The 24,341-nt window shown below is 65.8% G+C and carries 22 protein-coding genes; 18 read left to right on the forward strand and 4 right to left on the reverse strand.

Going from position 1 to position 24,341, the window contains the following annotated elements:
- The 9 genes from Q0105_RS03665 to Q0105_RS03705 form a co-directional block, all read left to right on the forward strand.
- On the forward strand, positions 1-162 hold a 162-nt coding region (locus Q0105_RS03665; protein ID WP_298208908.1), incomplete at its 5' end, for a segregation/condensation protein A.
- A gap of 64 nt (positions 163-226) precedes the next feature.
- On the forward strand, positions 227-1,816 hold the full coding sequence (nadB, locus tag Q0105_RS03670) for an L-aspartate oxidase (RefSeq protein WP_298208869.1): 1,590 nt from the start codon (positions 227-229) through the stop codon (positions 1,814-1,816).
- On the forward strand, positions 1,813-2,448 hold the full coding sequence (queE, locus tag Q0105_RS03675) for a 7-carboxy-7-deazaguanine synthase (protein WP_298208871.1): 636 nt from the start codon (positions 1,813-1,815) through the stop codon (positions 2,446-2,448). Before nadB ends, queE begins: the two co-directional genes overlap by 4 nt.
- A gap of 14 nt (positions 2,449-2,462) precedes the next feature.
- Entirely contained in the window at positions 2,463-2,837 is a 375-nt protein-coding gene (locus Q0105_RS03680) for a 6-carboxytetrahydropterin synthase (protein ID WP_298208873.1), read from the forward strand.
- Positions 2,838-2,901: 64 nt separating this feature from the next.
- Positions 2,902-3,282, forward strand: coding sequence for an aspartate 1-decarboxylase (gene panD, locus Q0105_RS03685; protein WP_298208875.1), 381 nt, complete (start codon positions 2,902-2,904; stop codon positions 3,280-3,282).
- Positions 3,283-3,411: 129 nt separating this feature from the next.
- A complete protein-coding gene (gene bioA, locus Q0105_RS03690; RefSeq protein ID WP_298208877.1) occupies positions 3,412-4,755 on the forward strand; it encodes an adenosylmethionine--8-amino-7-oxononanoate transaminase in 1,344 nt (447 codons plus the stop codon).
- The gene (gene bioD, locus Q0105_RS03695) at positions 4,752-5,423 is read left to right on the forward strand and encodes a dethiobiotin synthase (protein ID WP_298208879.1); all 672 of its coding nucleotides are present in this window, start codon (positions 4,752-4,754) and stop codon (positions 5,421-5,423) included. Before bioA ends, bioD begins: the two co-directional genes overlap by 4 nt.
- Positions 5,420-6,676 carry an 8-amino-7-oxononanoate synthase gene (gene bioF / locus Q0105_RS03700; protein ID WP_298208882.1) on the forward strand — a complete coding sequence of 419 codons (1,257 nt, stop codon included), beginning with the start codon at positions 5,420-5,422 and terminating at the stop codon, positions 6,674-6,676. The genes bioD and bioF overlap by 4 nt, the downstream gene beginning before the upstream one ends.
- 33 nt (positions 6,677-6,709) lie before the next feature.
- A complete protein-coding gene (locus Q0105_RS03705; RefSeq protein ID WP_298208884.1) occupies positions 6,710-7,069 on the forward strand; it encodes a 5-carboxymethyl-2-hydroxymuconate Delta-isomerase in 360 nt (119 codons plus the stop codon).
- Positions 7,070-7,115: 46 nt separating this feature from the next.
- Here the strand turns inward: Q0105_RS03705 and Q0105_RS03710 are convergent, their stop codons facing one another.
- The 3 genes from Q0105_RS03710 to nadC all read right to left on the reverse strand — a co-directional run bounded on the left by Q0105_RS03710 (position 7,116) and on the right by nadC (position 10,970).
- On the reverse strand, positions 7,116-8,927 hold the full coding sequence (locus tag Q0105_RS03710) for a chorismate-binding protein (RefSeq protein ID WP_298208886.1): 1,812 nt from the start codon (positions 8,925-8,927) through the stop codon (positions 7,116-7,118).
- Between the two features lie 64 nt (positions 8,928-8,991).
- Positions 8,992-10,125, reverse strand: a complete 1,134-nt coding sequence (nadA, locus tag Q0105_RS03715; RefSeq protein ID WP_298208889.1) for a quinolinate synthase NadA — start codon at positions 10,123-10,125, stop codon at positions 8,992-8,994.
- Positions 10,122-10,970: a carboxylating nicotinate-nucleotide diphosphorylase gene (gene nadC, locus Q0105_RS03720; protein WP_298208891.1), complete on the reverse strand. Its 849-nt coding sequence runs from the start codon at positions 10,968-10,970 to the stop codon at positions 10,122-10,124. The genes nadA and nadC overlap by 4 nt, the downstream gene beginning before the upstream one ends.
- A 165-nt stretch (positions 10,971-11,135) precedes the next feature.
- On the opposite strand from nadC, the gene panB reads away from it, so the two are divergent.
- Positions 11,136-12,017 (forward strand): 3-methyl-2-oxobutanoate hydroxymethyltransferase, encoded by an 882-nt coding sequence (gene panB / locus Q0105_RS03725; protein WP_298208893.1) that lies wholly within the window; start codon positions 11,136-11,138, stop codon positions 12,015-12,017.
- 40 nt (positions 12,018-12,057) lie between these two features.
- On the forward strand, positions 12,058-12,900 hold the full coding sequence (gene panC / locus Q0105_RS03730) for a pantoate--beta-alanine ligase (RefSeq protein WP_298208894.1): 843 nt from the start codon (positions 12,058-12,060) through the stop codon (positions 12,898-12,900).
- An 82-nt stretch (positions 12,901-12,982) separates the two neighbouring features.
- Here panC and ffh read toward each other — a convergent pair whose 3' ends face one another.
- Positions 12,983-14,362 (reverse strand): signal recognition particle protein, encoded by a 1,380-nt coding sequence (gene ffh / locus Q0105_RS03735; protein WP_298208896.1) that lies wholly within the window; start codon positions 14,360-14,362, stop codon positions 12,983-12,985.
- A 100-nt stretch (positions 14,363-14,462) separates the two neighbouring features.
- Between ffh and ccsA the strand changes: the two genes are divergently transcribed.
- The 7 genes from ccsA to Q0105_RS03770 all read left to right on the forward strand — a co-directional run bounded on the left by ccsA (position 14,463) and on the right by Q0105_RS03770 (position 23,996).
- Positions 14,463-15,260 carry a cytochrome c biogenesis protein CcsA gene (ccsA, locus tag Q0105_RS03740; RefSeq protein WP_298208898.1) on the forward strand — a complete coding sequence of 266 codons (798 nt, stop codon included), beginning with the start codon at positions 14,463-14,465 and terminating at the stop codon, positions 15,258-15,260.
- Positions 15,257-15,487, forward strand: a complete 231-nt coding sequence (locus Q0105_RS03745) for a PP0621 family protein (protein ID WP_298208901.1) — start codon at positions 15,257-15,259, stop codon at positions 15,485-15,487. Before ccsA ends, Q0105_RS03745 begins: the two co-directional genes overlap by 4 nt.
- Before the next feature lie 3 nt (positions 15,488-15,490).
- Entirely contained in the window at positions 15,491-17,188 is a 1,698-nt protein-coding gene (locus tag Q0105_RS03750; RefSeq protein ID WP_298208902.1) for a PAS domain-containing sensor histidine kinase, read from the forward strand.
- Positions 17,189-17,202: 14 nt separating this feature from the next.
- Complete coding sequence (locus Q0105_RS03755; RefSeq protein ID WP_298208903.1) at positions 17,203-18,744, forward strand: sigma-54 dependent transcriptional regulator; 1,542 nt, start codon at positions 17,203-17,205, stop codon at positions 18,742-18,744.
- A complete protein-coding gene (gene ampD / locus Q0105_RS03760; RefSeq protein ID WP_298208905.1) occupies positions 18,728-19,354 on the forward strand; it encodes a 1,6-anhydro-N-acetylmuramyl-L-alanine amidase AmpD in 627 nt (208 codons plus the stop codon). The genes Q0105_RS03755 and ampD overlap by 17 nt, the downstream gene beginning before the upstream one ends.
- 366 nt (positions 19,355-19,720) lie before the next feature.
- On the forward strand, positions 19,721-22,663 hold the full coding sequence (locus Q0105_RS03765) for a ribonucleoside-diphosphate reductase subunit alpha (RefSeq protein WP_298208906.1): 2,943 nt from the start codon (positions 19,721-19,723) through the stop codon (positions 22,661-22,663).
- A gap of 136 nt (positions 22,664-22,799) precedes the next feature.
- Complete coding sequence (locus Q0105_RS03770; protein ID WP_298208907.1) at positions 22,800-23,996, forward strand: ribonucleotide-diphosphate reductase subunit beta; 1,197 nt, start codon at positions 22,800-22,802, stop codon at positions 23,994-23,996.
- Positions 23,997-24,341: the final 345 nt, after the last annotated feature.

Here is a 24,341-nt window from a genome sequence, read left to right on the forward strand (position 1 = left end):
TTTGTGGAGTTTGAAGAACTCTTCGAGCCCGAAAAAGGCAGCACCGTGCTGGTGGTCACCTTCATCGCGCTGCTCGAGCTGGCCAAAGAGACGCTGATCGAGATCACCCAGGCCGAAGCCTTCGCCCCCATCTACGTGCGCCTGGCTTACACGCCCGCCTAGTGCGGTCCTTTGTTCACCGCCCTGGCCGGTGGCCGTGGCCCTTCACACCCCTCACACACAAGCCATGGCATCCCACGACTTCGACGTCCTCATCGTAGGCAGCGGCCTCGCAGGCCTCTCGGCGGCCCTGCACCTGGCCCCCACGCACCGCGTGGCCGTCATCACCAAGCGCACGCTGCAAGATGGATCGAGCGGCTGGGCCCAGGGCGGCATTGCCGCCGTGCTGGCCGACGACGACAGCTTTGCCGCGCACATCGAAGACACGCTGGTGGCGGGTGCGGGCCTGTGCGACCTGGCCACCACGCGCTTCGTGGTGGAGAACGCACCCGCCTCGATCGCCTGGCTGCGCGAGCTGGGCGTGCCCTTCACGCTCGAAGGCGACCAGTTGCACCTCACCCGCGAAGGCGGCCACAGCGCGCGCCGCATTGCCCATGTGACCGACGCCACCGGCGCGGCCGTGCAGCGCACGCTGATCGACGTGGTGCGCAGCACGCCCGGCATCACCTTGTTCGAGCAGCACACGCTGGTGGACCTGATCACCACACGCAAGCTGGGCCTGCCCGGCAACCGCTGCCTGGGCCTGTACGCGCTCGACAGCGACACCGACTCTGTGGTGACCTTCCGCGCCCCGCAAACCATTCTGGCCACGGGCGGCGCGGGCAAGGTGTACCTGTACACCACCAACCCCGACACCGCCACGGGCGACGGCATTGCCGCCGCCTGGCGCGCGGGCTGCCGCGTGGCGAACATGGAGTTCATCCAGTTCCACCCCACGGGCCTGTACCACCCACACGAAAAATCCTTCCTCATCAGCGAAGCCGTGCGCGGCGAAGGCGGCAGGCTGCTGCTGCCGCCATCGGCGGGCGGCACCCGCTTCATGCTCGACCACGACCCGCGCGCCGAACTGGCCCCGCGCGACGTGGTGGCCCGCGCCATCGACTTCGAGATGAAAAAACACGGCCTGGACTGCGTGCACCTCGACATCTCGCACCAGAGCCCCGCGTTTTTGCAGGAACATTTCCCCAACATCCTCGCGCACTGCGCCGCGCTGGGCATCGACATCACCAAAGAGCCCATTCCGGTGGTGCCCACCGCCCACTTCACCTGCGGCGGCGTGCTGACCGACCTGGCGGGCCGCACCGACCTGCCGGGCCTGTACGCCGTGGGCGAGGTGGCCTGCACCGGCCTGCACGGCGCCAACCGGCTGGCCAGCAACTCGCTGCTCGAATGTATGGTGTTCGCACGCGCCGCAGCGCAGGCCATTGCGGCAGCGCCCACGTCAGCACTGCCCACCGTGCCCGCCTGGGACGACAGCCGCGTCACCGACGCCGACGAATCCGTCGTCATCTCGCACAACTGGGACGAGCTGCGCCGCTTCATGTGGGACTACGTGGGCATCGTGCGTACCAACAAGCGGCTGGAGCGCGCCGCCCACCGCATCGCCATGCTGCAGGGCGAAATTGAGGAGTTCTATGCGCACTTCCACGTCACGCGCGACCTGCTGGAGCTGCGCAACCTGGTGCAGGTGGCCGACCTGATCGTGAAAAGCGCGCAATTGCGCCGCGAAAGCCGGGGCCTGCACTACAGCCGCGACTACCCCGAGATGGCCGCGCCCGCCGCACCCACACTTTTAGTCCCACCAGTGCCCCGATGACCTACAGCGTCAAAGAAATTTTCTACACCCTACAGGGCGAAGGCGGCCAGGCGGGCACGCCCTCCGTGTTCTGCCGCTTTGCAGGCTGCAACCTCTGGACGGGCCGCGAGCAAGACCGTGCCCAAGCCGTCTGCCAGTTCTGCGACACCGACTTTGTGGGCACCGACGGCACGCTGGGCGGCAAGTTCGAAACGGCCACGGCCCTGGCCGACCGCATCGCAGCGCAATGGCCTGCAGGCGCGGGCCACCGCCTGGTAGTGCTGACCGGTGGCGAGCCCTTGCTGCAGGTCGATACGGCGCTCATCGACGCGCTGCACGCGCAGCAGTTCCGCATCGCCGTCGAAAGCAACGGCACCGTTGCAGCCCCCGAGGGCATTGACTGGCTGTGCATCAGCCCCAAGGCAGGCGCCCCGTGGGTGCAGCGCAGCGGGCAAGAGCTGAAGCTCGTGTGGCCCCAACCGGGCTTTGACCTGCAGGCGCTGGAGCAAGGCACGCAGTTTGCCCACCGTTTTCTGCAGCCCATGGACGGCCCCTTGCAGCGCCAAAACACCGCCACCTGCATCAACGCCTGCATGGCACACCCCGCATGGCGCCTAAGCCTGCAGACCCACAAGCTCACCGGTATCCGCTAAGCCTTTTTCGTCCTATGTTGTTCACCATCTCCCAGCGGTTTTTCTTCGACGCCGCCCACACCCTGCGCCGCGAGATCGAGGCCGAAGGCAGCCGCCGCGTGCATGGCCACACCTATCACGCCGAAGTCTCCCTGACCGGCCCACGCAACGCCGCCACCGGCATGGTGCTGGACCTGGGCCTGCTGCGCCAGGGCCTGGCCGTGGTGCGTGAGCAGCTGGACCACCACATGCTCGACGACGTGCCCGGCCTGGGTACGCCCACGCTCGAAAACCTCTGCCTCTTCATCGCCCAGGCCCTGCCCGCAGACCTGCGCACCAGCGTGAGCCGTGTGCGCGTGTGGCGCGAGGCGCTGGGCGACAGCTGCGTGCTGGACCTCCCGCAGCCCTGACCTCGGCCCATTTTTCCTGCCTTCGGCAGGCCCCCATTTCACAGACTTCATTCAAGGAAGCCCGATGTTCCGCACCCTGCTCAAATCCAAGATCCACCGCGTGGCCGTGACCCAGTGCGAGCTGCACTATGAAGGCTCCTGCGCCATCGACGAAGACCTGCTTGACGCGGCCAATATCGCCGAAAACGAGCAGATCCACATCTGGAACATCAACAACGGCGAGCGCTTCGTCACCTACGCCATCAAGGGCCAGCGCGGCAGCGGCATGATCTCGGTCAACGGCTCGGCCGCGCGCCGGGCCTCTGCGGGCGACCTCATCATCATCGCGGCCTTCGCCCAGGTGCATGAGGACCAGGTGCCCACACACCAGCCCCAGCTGGTGTTTGTGGACGACAACAACCGCCAGACGGAGCTGCGCCACGCGGTGCCCACCCAGGCACTATGACCCGTTGGCCATCAAAAAAACCGTTCACGCTGAGCTTGTCGAAGCGCCGCGCAGGGCTTCGCCCCTTCGACGCGCTCAGGACAGGCAGGCTCAGCCCGAACGGCATTGAATGATTGAACGCAAAACCGAATGACCTCACCCGCGCACCTTCCACACGACGCCCTGGTGGCCCGCAGCCTCGCCAGCGTGTGGCACCCCTGCACGCAGATGAAGCGGCACGAGGCCCAACCGCCCGTGGCCATTGCCCGTGCGCAAGGTCCGTGGCTCTACGACACCGACGGGAAGCGGTATCTCGACGCCATCAGCTCCTGGTGGGTCAACCTGTTTGGCCACAGCCATCCGCACATTCAGGCGGCACTCACCGACCAGCTCACACGGCTGGACCATGTGATGCTGGCGGGCTTCACGCATGCGCCGGTGGTCGAACTATCGGAGCGCCTAGGCGCACTCACCGGCCTGGGCCACGCGTTCTACGGCAGCGACGGCGCTGCTGCCACCGAAATCGCGCTCAAGATGAGTGCGCACTACTGGCGCAACACCGGCCGCCCCGTCAAAAGCCGCTTTGTGGGCCTGGCGGGTGGCTACCACGGCGAGACCGTGGGCGCGCTGGCCGTGACCGACATAGCGATCTTCCGCGAGGCCTATGCCCCGCTGGTGCGCCTGGCCGACACCGTGCCCAGCCCCGATACACGCGGCGCAGCGCCGGGCGAGACCGCGCAGGATGTGGCCCGGCGCGCCGCCGCCGCGCTGGAAACCTGGCTGGCCGAACACCACGAAACCACGGCCGCACTCATCGTCGAGCCCCTGGTGCAGTGCGCCGCAGGCATGGCGATGCACGACCCCGAATACCTGCGCCTGGCCCGCGCACTGTGCAGCCGCTACGAGGTGCACCTGGTGGTGGATGAAATCGCCGTGGGCTTTGGCCGCACGGGCACGATGTTCGCGCACCAGCAGGCGGGCATTCGGCCGGACTTCATCTGCCTCTCGAAAGGCCTCACCGGCGGTACGCTGCCGCTGTCGGCCGTGCTGACCACCGGTGCGGTGTACGCCGCGTTCTACGACGACGACGTGGCGCGGGGTTTTCTGCATTCGCACTCGTACACCGGCAACCCGCTGGCCTGCCGCGCCGCACTGGCCACGCTGGAGCTGTTCGAACAGTTGGATGCCCTGAATGCCAATGTGACACTGGCGCAGCGCATCAACACCGCCTGCGCGCCCCTCACCCACCACCCCCGTGTGCGCCACGCACGGCAGCTCGGAATGATCTGGGCCTGGGACGTGGACACCGCGTTGCCCGACTTCGCCCGCCGCTACCACCAGCACGCCATGGCACGCGGCCTGGTGCTGCGCCCCATTGGAAACACGCTGTACGCCATGCTGCCCTACGTGCTCGACGACGAGGCCGTGCACTGCCTGGCCAGTGGCGCACTCGATGCGTTGAACGCCACCCTGCAGGAGGAGGAAAACCGATGATTGGATGTTTTGTGACCGGCACCGACACGAACGTCGGCAAAACGCTGGTGTCCGCTGGTTTGCTGCACGCTCTGGCGCCCCACCACCAGCGCGTGGTGGGCATGAAGCCCGTGGCTGCCGGCCTGGTGCCCTGGGGCGATGACTGGGCCTGCGAAGACGCCATCGCCCTGCGCGCGGCCTCCACCCTGGCCGTGCCCGCCGCGCTGGACAACCCCATCCTCCTGCCCGACCCGCTCTCGCCCCACATTGCGGCGGCGCGTGCGGGCGTGCAGATCGACATCGACACCATCGTGCGCAGCTACCAGACGCTGGCCGCCCAGGCCGATGCCGTGGTAGTGGAAGGCGCGGGCGGCTTTCTGGTGCCGCTCACCGACACCCAGACCGGCGCCGACCTCGCCCAGGCCCTGGCCCTGCCCGTGGTGCTGGTGGTGGGCCTGCGCCTGGGCTGCCTGAACCACGCACTGCTCACAGCAGAGGCCATCCGCGCGCGCGGCCTCACGCTGGTGGGCTGGGTCGCCAACCACATCGACCCCGACATGGATGCAGTGGACGAAAACATCGCCTACCTGAACGCGCGGCTGGGCGCCCCACTGCTGGCCGATGTGCCCTACCAGGAGCTGCCCGAGCCGGGGCAACTGATTTTTGAGCTGCCCGCCGATTGGCTATGACTCTCTCATCCACAGCCCCCAAGTCATCGAATTCGCCCTCCTGGCTCGACGAGATTCCGGCCCGCCTGGCCGATATTGAGCGCGCCCACCTGCTGCGCCGCCGCCGCGTGGTGCAACCCGCCGGGGGCGCGCGCCTCTTGGTGGACGGCCAGCCCATGCTGGCCTTTTGCAGCAACGACTACCTGGGCCTGGCCAGCCACCCCGCGCTGGCCGAGGCCGCGCGCGAGGCCACGCGCACCTTCGGCGTGGGTTCGGGCGGCTCGCCCCTGGTCAGCGGCCACAGCGCCGCCAACGACGCGCTGGAGCACGAACTGGCCGCCTACGTGCAACTGCCCCGCGCGCTGTACTTCTACGCGGGCTACGCCACCAACACCGGCATCATCCCCGCGCTGGTAGGCGAAGGCGATGCATTGTTCTCCGATGCGCTCAACCACGCCTGCCTGATCGACGGCGCCCGCCTGTCACGCGCCACCATTCACCGCTACCCGCATGCCGACCTGGCCACGCTACAGGCGCAACTCGCCGCCAGTCCCGCACGGCGCAAGCTTGTGATCAGCGACGCCGTGTTCAGCATGGACGGCGACCTCATCGACATCCCCGCCCTGCTCGCGCTGTGCGAGCGCTACGACGCGCTGCTGCTGCTCGACGACGCCCATGGCTTTGGCGTGCTCGGCCCCCAGGGGCGCGGCAGCCTCGCGCAGGCGGGCCTGACGGGTGCCGCGGCCTCGCGCCGCGTGCTGTACATGGCCACGCTGGGCAAGGCCGCGGGCGTGGCAGGCGCGTTTGTGGCGGGTGATGCCGCGCTCATCGAATGGCTGCTGCAAAAAACGCGCACCTACATCTTTGCCACCGCCGCGCCACCGCTGCTGGCCAGCGCGCTGCGGCAAAGCCTGCAGCTCATGGCGGCAGCCGATGACCGGCGTGCGCACCTCGCAGCCCTCATCACCCAATTGCGCACTGGACTGGCCCACCTGCCAGAAGCGCTGGGCTGGTACCTGTTGCCTTCCACCACCCCCGTGCAGGCGCTGGTGATCGGCAGCAACGAAGCCGCCCTGGCCGTGATGGACGGCCTGCGCGCCCAAGGCCTGTGGGTGCCCGCCATCCGCCCGCCCACGGTGCCCGCAGGCACGGCCCGGCTGCGCATCGCGCTGTCGGCCGCACACACCGCTGCGGATGTGGAGCAACTGGTCAACGCGCTGCACACACTGGCGGCAGCCCACGGCGGTAACATCAACGGCCCGGGTTCGGTTTGACGCCACCCAGCCCTCTTTACAGCGAGACGTTTCATGCCCCATCTCACCATCGAATACTCGGCCAACCTGCCCCACTACCCCGAGGCAGAGACCCTGACCGCCCTCAACGCCACGCTGTGCGCCCACCCCGAGGTGCAGGATGAGGCCGATCTGAAAACCCGCTTCATCGTGGCCGACAGCTTCGAGATCGGTACCGCCCCGGCCCAGCGCGCCTTTGTGCATGCGCAGTTGCGCCTGCTGTCGGGCCGCACGCCCGAGGCCAAGAAGGAACTGTCCGAACGCATCGCCGCCGTGCTGCGCGAGCGCACGCCCCAGCCAAAGGGCGTGTTGGTGCAGTTGAGCGTGGAGATCGTGGACATGGACCGGCCGTCTTACGTGAAAGAACGGCTTTGAACATTTGCTATTAATTTAATAGCTATTAGCGCTTGATATATAAGCGCTAGAGGCCTTTTTTACTCAAATCCATTGTCGCTGGCAGCCACCCACGCAGGCTATTGATGAAGGCCCAGCCCTGCACACGGGGCACATCGGCCACGCGCAGCACCGCCTCCACCACCCGGCCTTCTCGCAGCGCCACCGCGCGGCCCACGCCGGGCAGCAGGCCGCAGGCCAGCGGCGGCGTTACCCACCGCCCGTCGATGAGCGCCGCGATGTTGCCAAAGGTGCTCTCGGTGATCTCGCCCGCCCCGTTCCACAGCACCGTGTCGAACACGCCGGGCGTGGTGGGCGCAAACGCCGCGTAATGCGCGCGGTGTGTGGTTTTGTAGCGCACAAATTCGCTGTGGGCCTCTAGCAACGGACCCGAGGCCAGTTGCAGGCGCACGGGCTCCTGCGTAGGCTGCAGGGCAAAAGCCTCGGCACAGGGCGTGCCCGTGGCGCCCAGCAGCAGGCGCACACGCCACGCGCCCGATACATGCTCTGCAGCCAAGGCCTGCAGGCATTGCGATACCGTCGCCGCATCCCAGGGCACGCCAAAGTGCACCGCCGCCGACTGCAGGCGCGCCAGGTGATCGGCCAGGTGCCGGAAGGTGCCCGCGTCCAGCGCCAGGGTTTCGAGCAAGTCAAAGGGTTGGCTGGCGCGCTCGACAAACGCACGCTTGTGCTGCCACTCGCTCCACTCGGCATCAGCCAGCGCGCCAGAGGTGATGCCGCTGCCGATGCCGCAGGTAGCGTGGGTCAAGCCCCCCTCTGGGCGCAGCACCACGGTGCGGATGGGCACGTTGAAGGTGGCGGCCACGGCATACAAACCCTGCGCACCGGGCGGGCCCGCCGGGCGCACCACGCCCACGGCGCCGCAGTAAACACCGCGCGGCGCGCCCTCCAGCGTGTGGACCATCTGCATGGCGCGCACCTTGGGCGCCCCGGTGACCGAGCCGCAGGGGAACAGCGCTGCAAACACATCGGTCAACGTGGTGCCAGGCCGCGTGCGGGCCGTCACGTCCGAGGTCATCTGCCACACCGTGGGCAGGGCCTGCGTAGCAAACAGCGCGGGCACACGCACGCTGTGGGGCAGTGCGATGCGTGACACGTCGTTGCGCAGCAGGTCCACGATCATCACGTTCTCGGCCCGCTCCTTGGGCGCCGTGCGCAGGTGCTCGGCGTTGGCCACATCCTGCGCGGGCGTGGCGCCACGCGGGGCCGTGCCCTTCATGGGGCGGGCCAGGATGTGGCCGCCCTCGGGCGCGTCTTTCCAGTCAAAGAACAACTCGGGCGACACCGACAACACCTGCTCGCCCCCGGCATCGATGTGCGCCGCATACCCGCCGGGCTGGGCGCGCAGCAGCGCGGCAAACAGGGCCTGGGCCGAGCCCTGCAGCGTGCCGTGGATGGGCGCTGTGTGGTTGACCTGGTACAGCTCGCCCGCCGCAATCGCCCGCTGAATCTGCGCCAGCGCGGCGTCGAATTGCGCGCGGTCGGGGCTGTCGGTCCACACCACCCGCGCAGGGTTTTCTGCCGCCGTGCCGTCATCGTTTTCTGGCCAAGGCAGGGGCGCGTCGTACACCGCAAACCAGGCCAGCGGGCCGTCGGCCGCATGGGTTTGCAGTGCCGTATCGAACGCAGCCGCCGCCTCGTAACGCACATGGCCCACACACCAGCGGCCTTGCTGCGCGGCCGCATGCACGGCGTCGAGCACGCCACGCACCTCTGGCAGCGCATGGGCCACTATCACTTCGCGCGGCGCGCCAAAGGCGTGGCGCAGGCGCGGGGCACCGGGGCTCAGCGGCTGGGTGAAGTCGATGCGGGAATTCAAAGAAAAACAGGCTCTAGCGCTTATTCATCAAGCGCTAGCAGCTATCAATAATGAAGCAAAAAATTCAAGCAGCGCCGATATTCGGCACCAGCCCCGCAACGGGTTTCCCGTTCTTGAGCGCCGCGGTGAAAGCCAGCATGCGGTCAATCGGCTGGCGTGCGCGCGGGATGAGTGCTGGGTCCACATGGATGGCGTTGGCGCCGGTCTCCAGCACCCGCGCTACGTCGGCCAGGCCGTTCATCGCCATCCAGGGGCAATGTGCGCAGCTCTTGCAGGTGGCGCTGTTGCCAGCGGTGGGCGCTTCGTAAAACACCTTGCCGGGGTTGAGCTTGCGCAGCTTGTGCATCATGCCGTTGTCGGTGGCAACGATGAATTCCTGCGCATCCATCTCGCGCGCGGCTTTCAGGATGGCGCTGGTGGAGCCCACGGCATCGGCCAGGGCCACCACGTCGGCGGGGCTTTCAGGGTGGACCAGCACCTTGGCCTTGGGGTGCTCTTTTTTCAGCGCCTCCAGCTCAAAGGCCTTGAACTCGTCGTGCACGATGCAGGCGCCGTTCCAGAACACCATGTCGGCGCCCGTCTCACGCTGGATGTAGGCGCCCAGGTGGCGGTCGGGTGCCCACAGAATTTTTTGGCCTGCCGCCTTGAGCGCGCCCACGATGTCGAGCGCACAGCTCGACGTGACGAGCCAATCGGCGCGCGCCTTCACTGCGGCGCTGGTGTTGGCATAGACCACCACGGTGCGGTCGGGGTGGGCATCGCAGAACGCGCTGAATTCCTCCACCGGGCAGCCCAGGTCGAGCGAGCAGGTGGCGTCCAGATCGGGCATGAGCACCGTCTTTTCTGGGCTCAAAATTTTGGCCGTCTCGCCCATGAAACGCACGCCGCTCACCACCAGGGTTTGCGCAGCGTGGTCGCGGCCAAAGCGGGCCATCTCCAGCGAATCGCTCACGAGGCCGCCGGTTTCCTCGGCCAGGTCCTGCAGGTCGGGGTGCACGTAGTAGTGCGACACCATCACCGCGTTTTTCTCTTTCAGCAAGCGGCGAATCTTGTCCTTGAGCGCGGCGCGCTCGGGCTGCGAGGGCTCGCGCGGCACACGCGCCCAGGCGTATTTGGTGGAGCAGACGGCGCCCTCCTCGGTATCGAGCGGCTGCTCATACTCCACGTCGATGCGGTTCAGCACGGCAGTGGCGGTCATGACAGCTCCTGCAGGCGCATGGAAAAATCAGTGGCCTTCACGTCCTTGGTCAGCGTGCCGATGGAGATGCGGTCCACCCCGGTTTCAGCCAGCGCGCGCAGACCGTCGAGCGTGACGCCGCCCGAGATTTCCAGCACGGCCCGGCCCGCGTTGATGCGCACGGCTTCGCGCAGGGTGGCCAAGGGCATGTTGTCCAGCAGCACCATCTTGGCGCCAGCGTTGAGCGCCTCGGTCAACTGCTCCAGCGTTTCCACTTCGATCTCGATGAACTGGGCTTGCGCCGCCACGGGTTCGGCCGCGCGCAGCACCGCCGTCACGCCACCGGCGGCGGCAATGTGGTTCTCTTTGATGAGCACGGCATCGTGCAGGCCGATGCGGTGGTTGGTGCCGCCACCCACGCGCACGGCGTATTTTTGCGCCAGGCGCAGGCCGGGCAAGGTCTTGCGGGTGTCCACGATCTGGGCGCGGGTGCCAGCCACCACGTCCACGTAAGTGCGGGTCTTGGTGGCCACGGCCGACAACAGTTGCAGAAAGTTGAGCGCCGTGCGCTCGGCGGAGAGCAGCGCGCGGGCATTGCCTTCCAGCTCCAGCACCACCTGATCGGGCGCGCAGCGCTGGCCCTCGGCCACATGCCAGGTGATCAACACAGTGGGGTCGAGCGCGCGCAGGGCGGCTTCAGCCCAGGGGGCGCCGCAGATCACGGCGGACTCGCGCGCCAGGATGCGGGCGCGGGCGCGGCGGGCGGGGTCGATCAGGCGGGCGGTGAGGTCGCCGCCGCCCACGTCTTCAGCCAAGGCACGGGCCACGTCAGCCTGGGCCAGGGCGGTCACATCGGATTCTTTCATCGGGGTGTTCGCGGAGTGAAACGCTGCTGTCATGGGCCGCGAGCATACCGGGAACGCAAAAGCCACAGGCGGCACCCCAGTGCCTGCGCACCCACCCACAACCGATAAGTACACCCAGTATTGGTCGCATAGACTCGCGGCAATTTTTTTGCCCATGGAGTCCCCATGACTGCCACCAGCACTGTTTCCGCCACGCCTTACGGCACACTGCCGCCCGCGTCGCCCCTTCCGCAACGCCGCCCCGTGAGCCTGCCGCGCCTGTCGCAAATGCGCGAGGCGGGCGAAAAAATCACCATGCTCACCGCCTACGACGCCACGTTTGCCGCCGTGGCCGATGCGGCGGGGGTGGAATGTATTTTGGTGGGCGATTCGCTGGGCATGGTCTGCCAGGGGCTGCCCAGCACGGTGGGCGTACAGCTCGACACCATGGCCTACCACACGGCCAGCGTGGCGCGCGGCCTGCACCGCGTGCAGGGCACGGCCTGGCTGGTGGCCGACCTGCCCTACGGCACCTATGCAGAAAGCCGCGAGCAGGCGTTGCGCAGCGCCTGCGTGCTGATGCAGGCGGGTGCGCACATGGTCAAGCTCGAAGGCGGCGGCTGGACAGCGCCCACGGTGGAATTTCTGGTGCAGCGCGGCGTACCCGTGTGCGCCCACCTGGGCCTCACGCCACAAACAGTGCACGCCCTGGGCGGCTACCGCGTGCAGGGCAAAACCGACGAAGCGGCCCGCACCCTGCGCAAGGAGGCGCACGAGCTGCAGAACGCAGGCGCCGCCATGCTGGTGCTGGAGATGGTGCCTGCCGCACTGGCAGCCGAGCTCACGGCCGAGCTGCCGCACTGCCACACCATCGGCATCGGCGCGGGCAACGGCACGGCCGGCCAGGTGCTGGTGTTGCACGACATGCTGGGCATGAACCTCGGAAAGATGCCGAAGTTCGTGCACAACTTCATGCAGGACGCGGGCAGCGTGCGCGGCGCCATGGAAGCCTATGTGCAGGCCGTCAAGCAGGGGCGTTTTCCGGACAACGCCCAGCACGCCTGGTAACTGGCGCCATCGAATTTTTCAACAGACTCTCCTTATCCCAATGCTGATCGCCCACTCCCTTGCCGAACTGCGCCAGGCCCTGGCCCCTTACCGCCGCCCGGCCTTCGTGCCCACCATGGGCAACCTGCACGACGGGCACATCGCCCTGGTGCGCCAGGCCAAGCCCCTGGGCGACGCGACGGTGGCCAGCATTTTTGTGAACCGCCTGCAGTTTCTGCCGCACGAGGACTTTGACAGCTACCCCCGCACCTGGGAGGCCGATTGCGCTCAACTGCAGGCCGCAGGCTGCGACGTGCTGTTTGCACCGCGCGAGGCCGACCTGTACCCACAGCCCCAGACCTACAAGGTGCACCCCGACCCACAGCTTGCCGACATGCTCGAAGGCCATTTCCGCCCCGGCTTCTTCGTGGGCGTGAGCACGGTGGTGATGAAGCTGTTTGCCTGCGTGCTGGGCCAGAGCGGCGGCACCGCCGTGTTTGGCAAGAAGGACTACCAGCAGCTCATGGTGATCCGCCACATGGTGCAGCAGTTTGCGCTGCCTATTGAGGTCGTTGCGGGCGAGACCAGCCGTGCGGCCGACGGCCTGGCGCTGAGCTCCCGCAACGGCTACCTCAGCCAGGAAGAACGCCAAGAGGCCGTGGCCCTGTCACAGGCTTTGAAGCAACTCGCCCAGCAGTGGCTGGCACAACCCGATGCCCGCACAAGCTTGGAGCCGCAGGCCCTGGAAGCCCTGCGCGCCAGGGGCTGGGCACCCGACTACCTCACCGTGCGCCGCCGCGCCGACCTGCAGCCAGCCACAAGCGGCGATGCGGCGGGCACACTGGTGGCGCTGGGGGCTGCGCGGCTGGGCAGCACGCGGTTGATTGACAATCTGGAGTTCTAAAAACTATCAAATTGATAGCTACTAGCGCTTATCCTTCAAGCGCCAGACTCCAAAACAGCTATTAATTTACAGACAACGCAGGTCAGAAGGGCATCTTGGGCATACCACCACCGCCCATGCCCTTCATGCCACCCATCTTCTTCATCATCTTCATCAGGCCGCCGCCCTTCATCTTTTTCATCATGCCCTGCATCTGCTCGAACTCCTTGAGCAGGCGGTTGACCTCTTGCACATGCACGCCCGCGCCGCCCGCGATGCGCTTCTTGCGGGTGGCCTTGATGAGTTCGGGTTTGCGGCGCTCCAGCGGCGTCATGCTCTGGATGATGCCCTCCTTGCGCTTGATGTCCTTTTCGGCCTTGTCCATGTCCATGGCGCCCGCCTTGGCCGTGAGCTGAGAGGGCAGCTTGTCCATCAGGCTGGACAGCCCCCCCATCTGCTTCATCTGCTGGATTTGAGAGAGGAAGTCGTTCAGGTCAAAGCCGTCGCCGCTCTTGACCTTGGCGGCGAGCTTCTGAGCGGCCTCGATGTCCACGCCCGCCGTAACCTGCTCCACCAGCGCCACGATGTCGCCCATGCCCAGGATGCGGCCCGCGTGGCGCTCGGCGTCGAACACCTCCAGCCCGTCGATCTTCTCGGAGACACCCGCGAACTTGATGGGCGCACCGGTGATCTGCCGCACCGACAGCGCAGCGCCGCCGCGCGAGTCGCCGTCAAGCTTGGTCAGGACGATGCCCGTGAGTGGCAAAGCCTCCTTGAAGGCCTTGGCGGTGTTGATCGCATCCTGGCCTTGCATGGCATCGACCACGAACAGGGTTTCGACCGGCTTCAGCGCGGCATGCAGGTCCTTGATTTCCTTCATCAAGGCCTCATCGATGGCCAGGCGGCCCGCCGTATCGACCAGCAGCACGTCGAAGTAGTGCTTTCTGGCGTAGTCGAGCGCGGCGTGGGCAATGTCAAGCGGTTTCTGATCCGGGGTGCTGGGGAACCACTCGGCGCCTGCCTGCTTTGTGACGGTCTTGAGCTGCTCGATGGCGGCGGGGCGGTACACGTCGCCCGACACGGTCAGCACCTTTTTCTTGCGCTTTTCGATCAGGTGCTTGGCCAGCTTGGCCGTGGTGGTGGTTTTGCCCGCGCCCTGCAGGCCGGCCATGAGGATGACGGCGGGCGGCTGGGCGGCCAGGTTGATGTCGGACACGCCCTCGCCCATGGTGGCGGCGAGTTCGCGGTTGACGATGGAGACCAGGGTCTGGCCGGGCTTGAGCGAGCCCAGCACGTCCTGGCCCAGGGCCTTTTCCTTGACGCGGGCGATGAAGTCGCGCACGACGGGCAGGGCCACGTCGGCTTCGAGCAGGGCCATGCGCACCTCGCGCAGCATGTCCTGCACGTTGGATTCGGTGATGCGGGCCTGGCCACGCATCTCCTTGACGAGGCGCGTGAGTTTGTCGGTAAGGGCGGAGGCCATAGGAGAAGTTCCGGTGTTGCCTGCGCGCCGTCAACGCTGTCGTTGCGCGCGCAGGCCCGCCAGGGCGCTGGCGGTGGGGCGAAAGGCTAAACTGTCAGCCATGATTTTACCCAGTGCCTCCCCTGTCAGCTGGCTGCTGGCCCTGGCCGCTGCCGTGGCATACGCCGTGCCCGCTGCCGCCGCCTCACGGCTGGGGGCCACGGCGGCCCGCAACGCACTGTTGATAGCCTGGGTGCTGCACGGCGCGGCGCTGGTGTGGGGCCTGTGGGGCGACACGCCCCGCTTCGGCTTCGCGCCCGCCTTGTCGATGACCGCCTGGCTGGTGCTCACGGTGTATGCGGTCGAGCGGCAACTGTTCCCGCAGATGCAGTCCCGCTGGGTGCTGGCGGGCCTGGGCGCCGCGACCATCGTGCTGGCGCTGCTCTTTCCGGGGCAGCCCCTGCATGTAGCGGCGTCGGCCTGGCTGCCGCTGCACCTGGCTCTGGGCATTGCTTGCTATGGCCTGTTTGCCGCAGCCGTGGTGCATGCCTGGCTCATGACACGCGCCGAACGCCATATCCGCCAGGCGGAAGACCCCCACAGCGGCATCCCGCTGCTCACCCTGGAGCGGCTGACCTTCCGCTTCGTGACCGCTGGCTTTGTGCTGCTGACGGCCACGTTGCTGGCCGGGTGGCTGTTTGGCGAGACGCTGTATGGCCGCTCCTGGCGCTGGGACCACAAGGCCATTTTCTCAATGCTGTCGTGGCTGACGTTTGCCGCCTTGCTGTTGGGCCGCGTGCGCTTTGGCTGGCGTGGGCGCAACGCGGTGCGCATGCTGTATGCCGGGGCCACCCTGCTGCTGCTGGCCTATGTGGGCTCGCGGTTTGTTCTGGAAGTCGTTCTGGGCCGCAGCACATGAAATATCTAGTCCTGTTCGTCGTCCTGGCGGTCGCCATCGGCATCTGGCGCAGCCGCCGCACTGAGGAAGATGCGGCACCCAAGCCATCGAAGTCCCCGCCGCTTGCGCTGCCGCAAGACATGCTGGCCTGCGCGCACTGCGGCGTGCACATTCCGAAGGCAGAGGCCGTGATGCTCGGCAACCAGGCCTACTGCTGCACGGAACACCGGCAGTCGGGCCCGGCCTGAGCCATGCCAACCCAGTCTGCAAACACGCCCTCGGTGGATGCCCCCTTCGTACGCCTGTGGCGCGGGTTCCTGACCGGCCGCGTCATGGTGGCGCTGACCCTGCTGGTTTTGCAGGGCGCCGGGCAGATCATCAACCAGCTCACCGAGCCCACGGTGCTGATGGTGTGCGTCGCCTACCTGGCGGCCACCGTGGCCCTGCGTGTGTTGGCCCGGCATGGGCCGCCCGCACAGGGGGCAGGCCCCCAGTGGCTGCCCTCCGTCGGCATCGACCTTGCTGCCATCACGGCATTGCAGTTGCTGCACGCAGGCACCATGAACTACACGCCGCTGTTCGGCCTGCCGATCCTGATGGCAGCGGTGCTGGGCACGCTCACACTCGCGCTGGGCACCACGGCGGCCGTGACCCTCCTGCTGCTGGGCTGGGCCTGGTGGTCGGGCCGGCACACGGGCGGCGACGACGCACAGCGCTACCTGCAAAGCGCGCTCACGGGCACCGGCTATTTCATCGTGAGCTACCTGGTGCACCAGTTGGCCACCCGCCTGACACGCGAGCAGGAAGTGGCGCAACAAAGCCAGGTCGCGGCCCGCGTGCAGGCCCAGGTCAGCGCCCTGGTCATCCAGAACCTGGCCGACGGCGTGCTGGTGGTGGACGAGAACGACATGGTCCGCATGGCCAACCCGGCCGGGCTGCAGCTGCTGGGCGGCGGCACACCGCCCGAGTTGCCCTTTGACCTGCAGGCGGCCCCGCCTTGGTCTCCCCTGACCATGCTGGCCCGGCGCACCTTTCGCCATGAACAGCCCCAGACAGCAGACATCGACCTGCTGCACCCCGGCCAAAGCCCGACCGGCCTGCGCGTGCGCACCTGGCTCACCTCCACCCGAGAGGCCGCGCTCCAGACCCATGCCGAGCGGCTGTGTGTGATGTTCCTGCACGACCTGCGCGAGATGGAGGCCCGCCTGCGCACCGAAAAACTCGCCGCCATGGGCCGCATGTCCGCCGCCGTGGCCCATGAAATCCGCAACCCCCTGGCCGCCATCGTGCAGGCCAACGCACTGCTGGAGGAAGACCTGCACGACCCGGCACAAAAACGCCTGGCGCACATGGTCCAGCAAAACGCCGACCGGCTGGCCCGCATCGCAGAAGAAGTGCTGGACATCGCGCGCGTGCAGCACCAGATCAGCCACGCACCCGCGTCCACTGTGCAGTTAGACGAAACCGTCGCCCAGATATGGGCCGACTGGCAGGCCCAGGACCCCGCCCAGCGCGGTGGGGTGGTGACACTCGACTCCCATGCCACCCAGGTGGAGTTCGACGCCGAACACCTGCGCCGCGTGCTCGTGAACCTGCTGGACAACGCCTTGCGCTACCGGGGGACGGAACCCGACTCCCTGTGCGTCGCCACGCGCATCACGCTCACAGGCCAGGTCAACCTGCAAGTTTGGAGCGACGGCGCACCCATGGACAAATCCGTGGAGCGCCACCTGTTCGAGCCCTTCTTCTCGTCCGAAAGCCGCTCCAGCGGCCTGGGCCTTTATATTTGCCGCGAACTGTGCCAGCGCCACGGGGCGTCCATCGGCTACCAGCGCATCAATCGCGGCACACTGCGGGGCGAGACCGGTGGCAACGCGTTCACCGTGGGCTTTCGCCGCACCACCCGCCCCACCGACACTGCCACGCTGTTTGACACCATCGTGGTCTGAAGAACTGCACTGACATGAACGCACCCGCTGCTTCCATCCTGGTCGTTGACGACGAACCCGACCTGCGCACCCTGTACGAGCTCACCCTGCTGCGCGAAGGTTATCGCGTGGAGACGGCATCCACGGTGCAGGAGGCGCGCGACCAGCTCAAGGCCCATCGCTTTGATGCCGTGATCACCGACATGCGCCTGCCCGACGGCTTTGGCATGGAGTTGCTGCAAGACCTGCGCGAACAGCAACGCCGCGAGCGCTGTGTGGTCATGACCGCTTACGGCTCCGCAGAAAACGCGGTCGAGGCGCTGCGCTCTGGCGCGTTCGACTACCTGACCAAGCCGGTGGATCTCAAGCAGTTCCGGTCGGTGGTGGCCTCGGCCGTGCAGGGCTCCGGGGGCGTCCCCGCGCCGCGTGCTTCGCGCAGCACAGGTCAGCACCGGCAAGCCGCCACGGCTCCCGCTGCCGCAGAACACATGGGGGCCAGTCCGGCCCTGGACAGGCTGGTGGGTGAATCCGAAGCCATCCGCAACGTCAAGCAACGCGTGACCAAGGTCTCGCGGGGCATGGCGCCCGTGCTCATACATGGTGAGTCCGGCACGGGCAAGGAACTCGTGGCCCAAGCCCTGCATGCCAGCAGCCAGCGCGCCGACGGCCCCCTGGTGGCTGTGAATTGCGGCGCGATCCCCGAGAACCTGCTCGAAGCCGAATTTTTTGGCGCCCGCAAGGGCTCCTACACCGGCGCGACCCAGGACCGCGACGGGTATTTTCAAGCCGCACGCGGGGGCACCTTGTTTCTGGACGAGATCGGCGACCTGCCCTTGGCCATGCAGTCCAAGCTGCTGCGATCCATCCAGGAGCGCAGCGTGCGCCCCCTGGGCTCTACCCAGGAAGAAACCGTGGATGTGCGCATCGTGAGCGCCACCCACCGAGACCTCGCGGCCGATGTGCAGTCGGGCCGATTCCGGCAGGACCTGTACTACCGGCTCAACGTGATCGAGATCGTGATCCCCCCGCTGCGCGAGCGGCGCGAGGACTTGCCCGCCCTGTGCACGGCGCTGCTGTCGCGCATTGCCCAGGAATCCGGCATGCCCGTGCCAGCCCTCACCGAGCGTGCTCTGAACGCGATTGCGGCCCACCCTTTGACGGGCAACGTGCGGGAGCTGGAGAACCTGCTGCACCGCGCGGTGGCGCTCAGTGATGGCGAAGAACTGCACGTGGACTGGCCCACGGGGACCGCAGACCCGACGACGGCCCGCCCGGTAGCGCCCCCGCCAGCAGGCACCTCCCCGCCCCCCAGCTTCGCCGCCGATACACCAGCCAGCCCCCTGCCAACCTCCACGACCGGCGCAGCAGTGCCCTGCATGCCCCTGCCCAGCGACCTGCAGGCCTGGCTGGACCAGCAAGAGCGCGAGATACTGGTCCGCGCCCTGAAAGAGGCCGGATTCAACCGCACCGCCACAGCTGCCCGGCTGGGCATCAGCCTGCGCCAGATACGCTACCGCATCGCCCGCCTGAACATCGCCGTTCCGAGCGACCAGGACCCGCATGACGACATCGGATGACACCGCGCCGGTACCCGCATCCCCATGGGCGGGAGGCTGGCACCGCGCCGCCCGCAGACTGGAATCACCCAACCACGGCGTGCGCCCGGTAGCGGCAAACGCCGTCGATCTGATCGTGGTGCACTCCATCAGCCTGCCGCCGGGCGAGTACGGCACGGGCGCGGTGCAGCAACTGTTCACCAACACCCTGGACTGGGACGCACACCCCTATTACCAGGGCATCCGTGGCCTCGAGGTTTCCGCCCATTTTTTCATCGACCGCGCGGGGCTGGCCTGGCAGTTCGTGGATTGCGACTTGCGCGCCTGGCATGCCGGGCAGTCGTTCTACAGAGGCCGTGCCCAGTGCAACGACGATTCCATCGGCATCGAGCTGGAGGGTCTGGAGGGTCTCCACTTCGAGACCGCCCAGTACCAGACACTCACCAGGCTGTGCCAGGACATTGCACTGCGCTACCCCATCGAGCATGTGGCGGGGCATGAGCACGTCGCGCCAGGGCGCAAACAAGATCCAGGCACCGGATTCGACTGGCCAGCCCTGCAAAGGTCGCTGGGATGGCCTCTGCAAAGTTTTCCATCGGAGACCCGTCCCGCCACACAGCCTGTTCGCTGAGGGTCTGTCGCACGGGCACGTCAACCCTCTTTTTTTGATGTGCATTTGCACAAAATGCTGACCCCAGGCAGCACGCGGCCTGACAAGGGAAATGCCCCGCCATCGCCCGCCATAACGTGGTTTGCCATGCCAATCGCAGCACTGGCAAGGGCTGCCCGCCGGGGCATTCGGCGATCTTTGCGGCCCTAACACATGCTGTTTCGATTTTTTTGACCGCCCCAGACGGTACACTACCGGTAGTGTCTTGAACACATGTGACACACCATATATAGTGTGCGCCAGACCGAAGCCCGGCGCATCACTCGCACACTGCGACGGCTCTCATACCGCCCGCCTACCCCAGACAGCCCACAGAAGAGGACACCCATGCAAGCTGCTTTGAACACGCCTTCCACCGCCCACACGGCCCCTGCAGATGCCTCCGCATCTCCAGCCACTTCTGAGGCATCCAGCAACTCGTTTTCGCACTACCAGATCATTCGCCGCAATGGCGCCGTGGTGCCGTTCGAACCACAAAAAATCGCGGTCGCCATGATGAAGGCCTTTCTGGCCGTGCACGGAACACAGGGCGCAGCGTCGGCCAGTGTTCGCGAAGTGGTTGACACACTGACCCACAACGTCACCCGAGCACTGGTACGTTCGCGCCCCGGCGGCGGCACCTTCCATATCGAAGACGTGCAAGACCAGGTCGAACTGGGCCTGATGCGCGGCAGCCACCACGAGGTCGCCCGCGCCTATGTGCTCTACCGCGAGCGCCGCACGCAGGAGCGCGCCCGCCAAGCCGAACAGCAAGCCCCTGTGCCATCTGCACCGCTGCTGCACGTGATAGACGGCGACAAGCGCGTCGCACTGGACCTGGGCCGCCTGCAGGCGCTGATCGAATCGGCCTGCGTGAACCTGGGCGCGGACGTGAAGGCCGACCCCATCGTGGCCGAAACCATGCGCAACCTGTACGACGGCGTGCCCATGGACGAGGTCTACAAGGCATCTATTCTGGCGGCACGCACCCTGATCGAGAAGGACCCTGACTACACCTACGCCACCGCCCGCCTGCTGCTGCACACCATCGTGCGCGAGGTCCTGGACAAGGACGTGACCCAGGCCGAGATGGGCCAGGCCTACCTGGAATACTTCCCCCAGTTCATCAAAAAGGGCGTGGACAACGAACTGCTGGACGAGCGCCTGCTGCAATACAACCTGCAACGCCTGGGCGGTGCGCTCAAGGCCGAGCGCGACCTGAAGTTCGACTACCTCGGCCTGCAGACCCTGTATGACCGCTACTTCCTGCACGTCAAGAAGACCCGCATCGAGCTGCCCCAGGCCTTCTTCATGCGCGTGGCCATGGGCCTGGCGCTCAATGAGACAGACCGTGAAGCCCGCGCCATCGAGTTCTATGAAGTGCTGTCGTCCTTCGACTTCATGTCAAGCACGCCCACGCTGTTCAACAGCGGCACGCTGCGCTCGCAACTGTCCAGTTGCTACCTGACCACGGTGCCCGACGACCTTGATGGCATCTACGAATCCATCAAGGAAAACGCCTTGCTGTCCAAGTTTGCGGGCGGCCTGGGCAACGACTGGACCCGCGTGCGCGCCCTGGGCTCGCACATCAAGGGCACAAACGGCGAATCGCAAGGCGTGGTGCCCTTCCTGAAGGTCGTGAACGACACGGCCGTGGCTGTGAACCAGGGCGGCAAGCGCAAGGGCGCCGTCTGCACTTATCTGGAAACCTGGCACCTCGACATCGAAGAGTTCCTGGAACTGCGCAAGAACACCGGCGACGATCGCCGCCGCACGCACGACATGAACACGGCCAACTGGATCCCCGACCTGTTCATGCGCCGTGTGATGGAAAAAGGCACCTGGACGCTGTTCTCGCCCTCCAACGTACCTGACCTGCACGACCTGTTCGGCGCAGACTTCGAGAAAGCCTATGTGGCCTACGAAGAAAAGGCTGCACGCGGCGAGATCAAGCCCGCCAAAACAGTGCAGGCCACCGACATGTGGCGCAAGATGCTGACCATGCTGTTCGAGACCGGCCATCCCTGGATCACCTTCAAGGATGCCTGCAACGTGCGCTCGCCCCAGCAGCACGCTGGCGTGGTGCACTCGTCCAACCTGTGCACTGAGATCACGCTCAACACCAGCGACACCGAAACCGCCGTGTGCAACCTCGGCTCGGTCAACCTGCTGCAGCACATCAAGAATGGCCAGATCGACCACGACAAGCTCAAGAAGACCATCACGGTCGCCATGCGCATGCTCGACAACGTGATCGACATCAACTACTACGCCGTCACCAAGGCGCGTGATTCAAACCTGCGCCACCGCCCCGTAGGCCTGGGGGTGATGGCCTTCCAGGACAGCCTGTACGAACTGCGCATTCCCTACGCCTCGCAAGCGGCCGTGGAGTTTGCCGACAAGTCGATGGAAGCCATTTGTTACTACGCCTACTGGGCGTCCACCGAGCTGGCCAAGGAGCGCGGCAAGTACTCCAGCTACAAGGGCTCGCTGTGGGACCGGGGCATCCTGCCTTTCGACACGCTGGACATGCTCTCTGAGGCCCGTGGCGGCTATGTGGAAGTGAACCGCTCGTCCACGCTGGACTGGGATGCCCTGCGCAAGAAGATTGCACAGGACGGCATGCGCAATTCGAACTGCGTCGCCATCGCTCCCACGGCCACCATCTCCAACATCATCGGCGTGGACGCCTCGATCGAGCCCTCGTTCGGCAACCTGTCGGTCAAGTCCAACCTGTCGGGCGAGTTCACCGTGATCAACGGCGGCCTGGTGCGCGACCTCAAGCGCCTGGGTCTGTGGGATGACGTGATGGTCATGGACCTCAAGCACTTCAAGGGATCGCTGCACCCCATCGACCGCGTGCCACAAGACATCAAGGCGCTGTACTCCACTGCCTTCGAGGTCGAGCCGCAGTGGCTGGTGGAGGCCGCATCGCGCCGCCAAAAGTGGATCGACCAGGCGCAAAGCCTGAACATCTATATGGCAGGTGCATCAGGCAAGAAGCTGGACGACACCTACAAACTCGCCTGGGTGCGCGGCCTCAAGACCACGTATTACCTGCGTACGCAAAGCGCCACGCACGTGGAGATGAGCACCGTGAACACCCGCCAGCTCAACGCTGTTTCGTCGGGCAATGACGGCGGTGCATCGGCTGCGTCGGCGTCTACCCAAACGAAGCCCAGCGCACTGGATGCAGCCGCCACTGCAGCCGCTCATCAAGCAGCCGCAGTGCCTGCGACCGATGTGAAGTTCTGCGCCATCGACGATCCCGGCTGCGAAGCCTGCCAGTAAGCAACTTCGCGCGCGATGCTTCGGACTCTTCCGCAGCATCGCGCATGTGCTGTGAAGCAACAAATCGTTGCTGCATAACGCTTCAGTGCTTTTCTTTTCGCAGCACTGCTTTCATAATCCGAACACTGGAAAATCTATGTTGACCTGGGACGAAGAAGTCAAGCCCTCATCGCAAAATCAACTGGACGGTGGACTGAACAAAAGCCACCCGGCGGGACAGCCGCCTTTGCCTTTCCAAACCCCCTCCCTGCAAGAAGTCCACGCGTCGATGACTGCATCCGCAGCACCGCAAGCAGCGCCTACCGCAACCACGCACCGCCGTGTCAACGCTGCCGACAAACGCATCATCAACGGCCAGACTGACGTCAATCAACTGGTGCCGTTCAAGTACAAGTGGGCCTGGGAAAAATACCTGGCCACCTGCGCCAACCACTGGATGCCACAAGAGGTGAACATGACGCGTGACATCGCGTTGTGGAAGGATCCGAACGGCCTGACCGAAGACGAGCGCCGCATCATCAAGCGCAACCTCGGATTCTTCGTCACCGCCGATTCGCTGGCCGCCAACAACATCGTGTTGGGCACCTACCGCCACATCACAGCCCCCGAGTGCCGCCAGTTCTTGCTGCGCCAGGCATTTGAGGAAGCCATCCACACCCACGCCTACCAATACATCGTGGAGTCGCTGGGCCTGGACGAGGGCGAGATCTTCAGCGCCTACCTGGAAGTCGCGTCGATCCGCGACAAGGATGAGTTCCTGATCCCCTTCATCGAGGCGATCATGGACCCCAATTTCCACACCGGCACTTTTGAAACCGACCAGACACTGCTCAAGTCGCTGATCGTGTTTGCCTGCCTGATGGAAGGCCTGTTCTTCTACGTCGGCTTCACGCAGATCCTCGCGCTGGGCCGCCAGAACAAAATGACCGGTGCTGCCGAGCAGTACCAATACATCCTGCGCGACGAGTCGATGCACTGCAACTTCGGCATCGACCTGATCAACCAGCTCAAGCTGGAAAACCCACACCTGTGGACGGCAGAGTTCAAGGCCGAGATCAAGGCACTGTTCCTCAAGGCCGTGGAGCTGGAGTACCGCTACGCCGAAGACACCATGCCGCGTGGCGTGCTGGGCATGAACGCCTCCATGTTCAAGGGTTACCTGCGCTATATCGCCAACCGCCGTGCCACGCAGATCGGGCTGGAGACGCTGTTCCCCAACGAAGAGAACCCGTTCCCGTGGATGAGCGAGATGATCGATTTGAAGAAGGAACGTAACTTCTTCGAAACCCGCGTTATTGAATACCAGTCCGGTGGTGCGCTGTCCTGGGACTAGCGCCTTTTCGCATCACACCACCATGGATTTTTACACCACGCCCAGCACAGACAGCGCCGCAGAGCGCCGACGTGCGGGGCGTTCCCGTGTTCATGGGGATGGAGTTCTTTTCCATCCCCATGGATCGCTTCCTGTCCAAAGCAGATAGGAAGTGCTCTTTGCAAATTGACCCAAGGAGAACATGATGGCAACTGCGAAAAAACCGGCCGCCAAGAAGGCCGCCCCTGCGAAAAAAGCTGCAGCAGCAAAACCTGTAGCAGCGAAGAAGGCTGCACCTGCCAAGAAGGCAGCAGCACCGGCAAAGAAAGCCGCTCCCGCCAAAAAGGCAGTAGCAGCGAAGAAGGC

It is taken from the genome of Acidovorax sp. (assembly GCF_027492855.1).
GTDB lineage: Bacteria > Pseudomonadota > Gammaproteobacteria > Burkholderiales > Burkholderiaceae_C > Acidovorax.

Bases quoted from the DNA above. Each gene is read 5' to 3' on its own strand.
- panD (WP_298208875.1), top strand. From the start codon at position 2,902: ATGTTCCGCACCCTGCTCAAATCCAAGATCCACCGCGTGGCCGTGACC.
- Q0105_RS03750 (WP_298208902.1), top strand. From the start codon at position 15,491: ATGCCAACCCAGTCTGCAAACACGCCCTCGGTGGATGCCCCCTTCGTA.
- panB (WP_298208893.1), top strand. From the start codon at position 11,136: ATGACTGCCACCAGCACTGTTTCCGCCACGCCTTACGGCACACTGCCG.
- nadB (WP_298208869.1), top strand. From the start codon at position 227: ATGGCATCCCACGACTTCGACGTCCTCATCGTAGGCAGCGGCCTCGCA.
- Q0105_RS03680 (WP_298208873.1), top strand. From the start codon at position 2,463: ATGTTGTTCACCATCTCCCAGCGGTTTTTCTTCGACGCCGCCCACACC.
- bioA (WP_298208877.1), top strand. From the start codon at position 3,412: ATGACCTCACCCGCGCACCTTCCACACGACGCCCTGGTGGCCCGCAGC.
- ccsA (WP_298208898.1), top strand. From the start codon at position 14,463: ATGATTTTACCCAGTGCCTCCCCTGTCAGCTGGCTGCTGGCCCTGGCC.
- Q0105_RS03745 (WP_298208901.1), top strand. From the start codon at position 15,257: ATGAAATATCTAGTCCTGTTCGTCGTCCTGGCGGTCGCCATCGGCATC.
- ampD (WP_298208905.1), top strand. From the start codon at position 18,728: ATGACGACATCGGATGACACCGCGCCGGTACCCGCATCCCCATGGGCG.
- nadC (WP_298208891.1), bottom strand. From the start codon at position 10,970: ATGAAAGAATCCGATGTGACCGCCCTGGCCCAGGCTGACGTGGCCCGT.
- Q0105_RS03765 (WP_298208906.1), top strand. From the start codon at position 19,721: ATGCAAGCTGCTTTGAACACGCCTTCCACCGCCCACACGGCCCCTGCA.
- ffh (WP_298208896.1), bottom strand. From the start codon at position 14,362: ATGGCCTCCGCCCTTACCGACAAACTCACGCGCCTCGTCAAGGAGATG.
- bioF (WP_298208882.1), top strand. From the start codon at position 5,420: ATGACTCTCTCATCCACAGCCCCCAAGTCATCGAATTCGCCCTCCTGG.
- bioD (WP_298208879.1), top strand. From the start codon at position 4,752: ATGATTGGATGTTTTGTGACCGGCACCGACACGAACGTCGGCAAAACG.
- nadA (WP_298208889.1), bottom strand. From the start codon at position 10,125: ATGACCGCCACTGCCGTGCTGAACCGCATCGACGTGGAGTATGAGCAG.
- Q0105_RS03770 (WP_298208907.1), top strand. From the start codon at position 22,800: ATGTTGACCTGGGACGAAGAAGTCAAGCCCTCATCGCAAAATCAACTG.
- panC (WP_298208894.1), top strand. From the start codon at position 12,058: ATGCTGATCGCCCACTCCCTTGCCGAACTGCGCCAGGCCCTGGCCCCT.
- Q0105_RS03755 (WP_298208903.1), top strand. From the start codon at position 17,203: ATGAACGCACCCGCTGCTTCCATCCTGGTCGTTGACGACGAACCCGAC.
- Q0105_RS03705 (WP_298208884.1), top strand. From the start codon at position 6,710: ATGCCCCATCTCACCATCGAATACTCGGCCAACCTGCCCCACTACCCC.
- queE (WP_298208871.1), top strand. From the start codon at position 1,813: ATGACCTACAGCGTCAAAGAAATTTTCTACACCCTACAGGGCGAAGGC.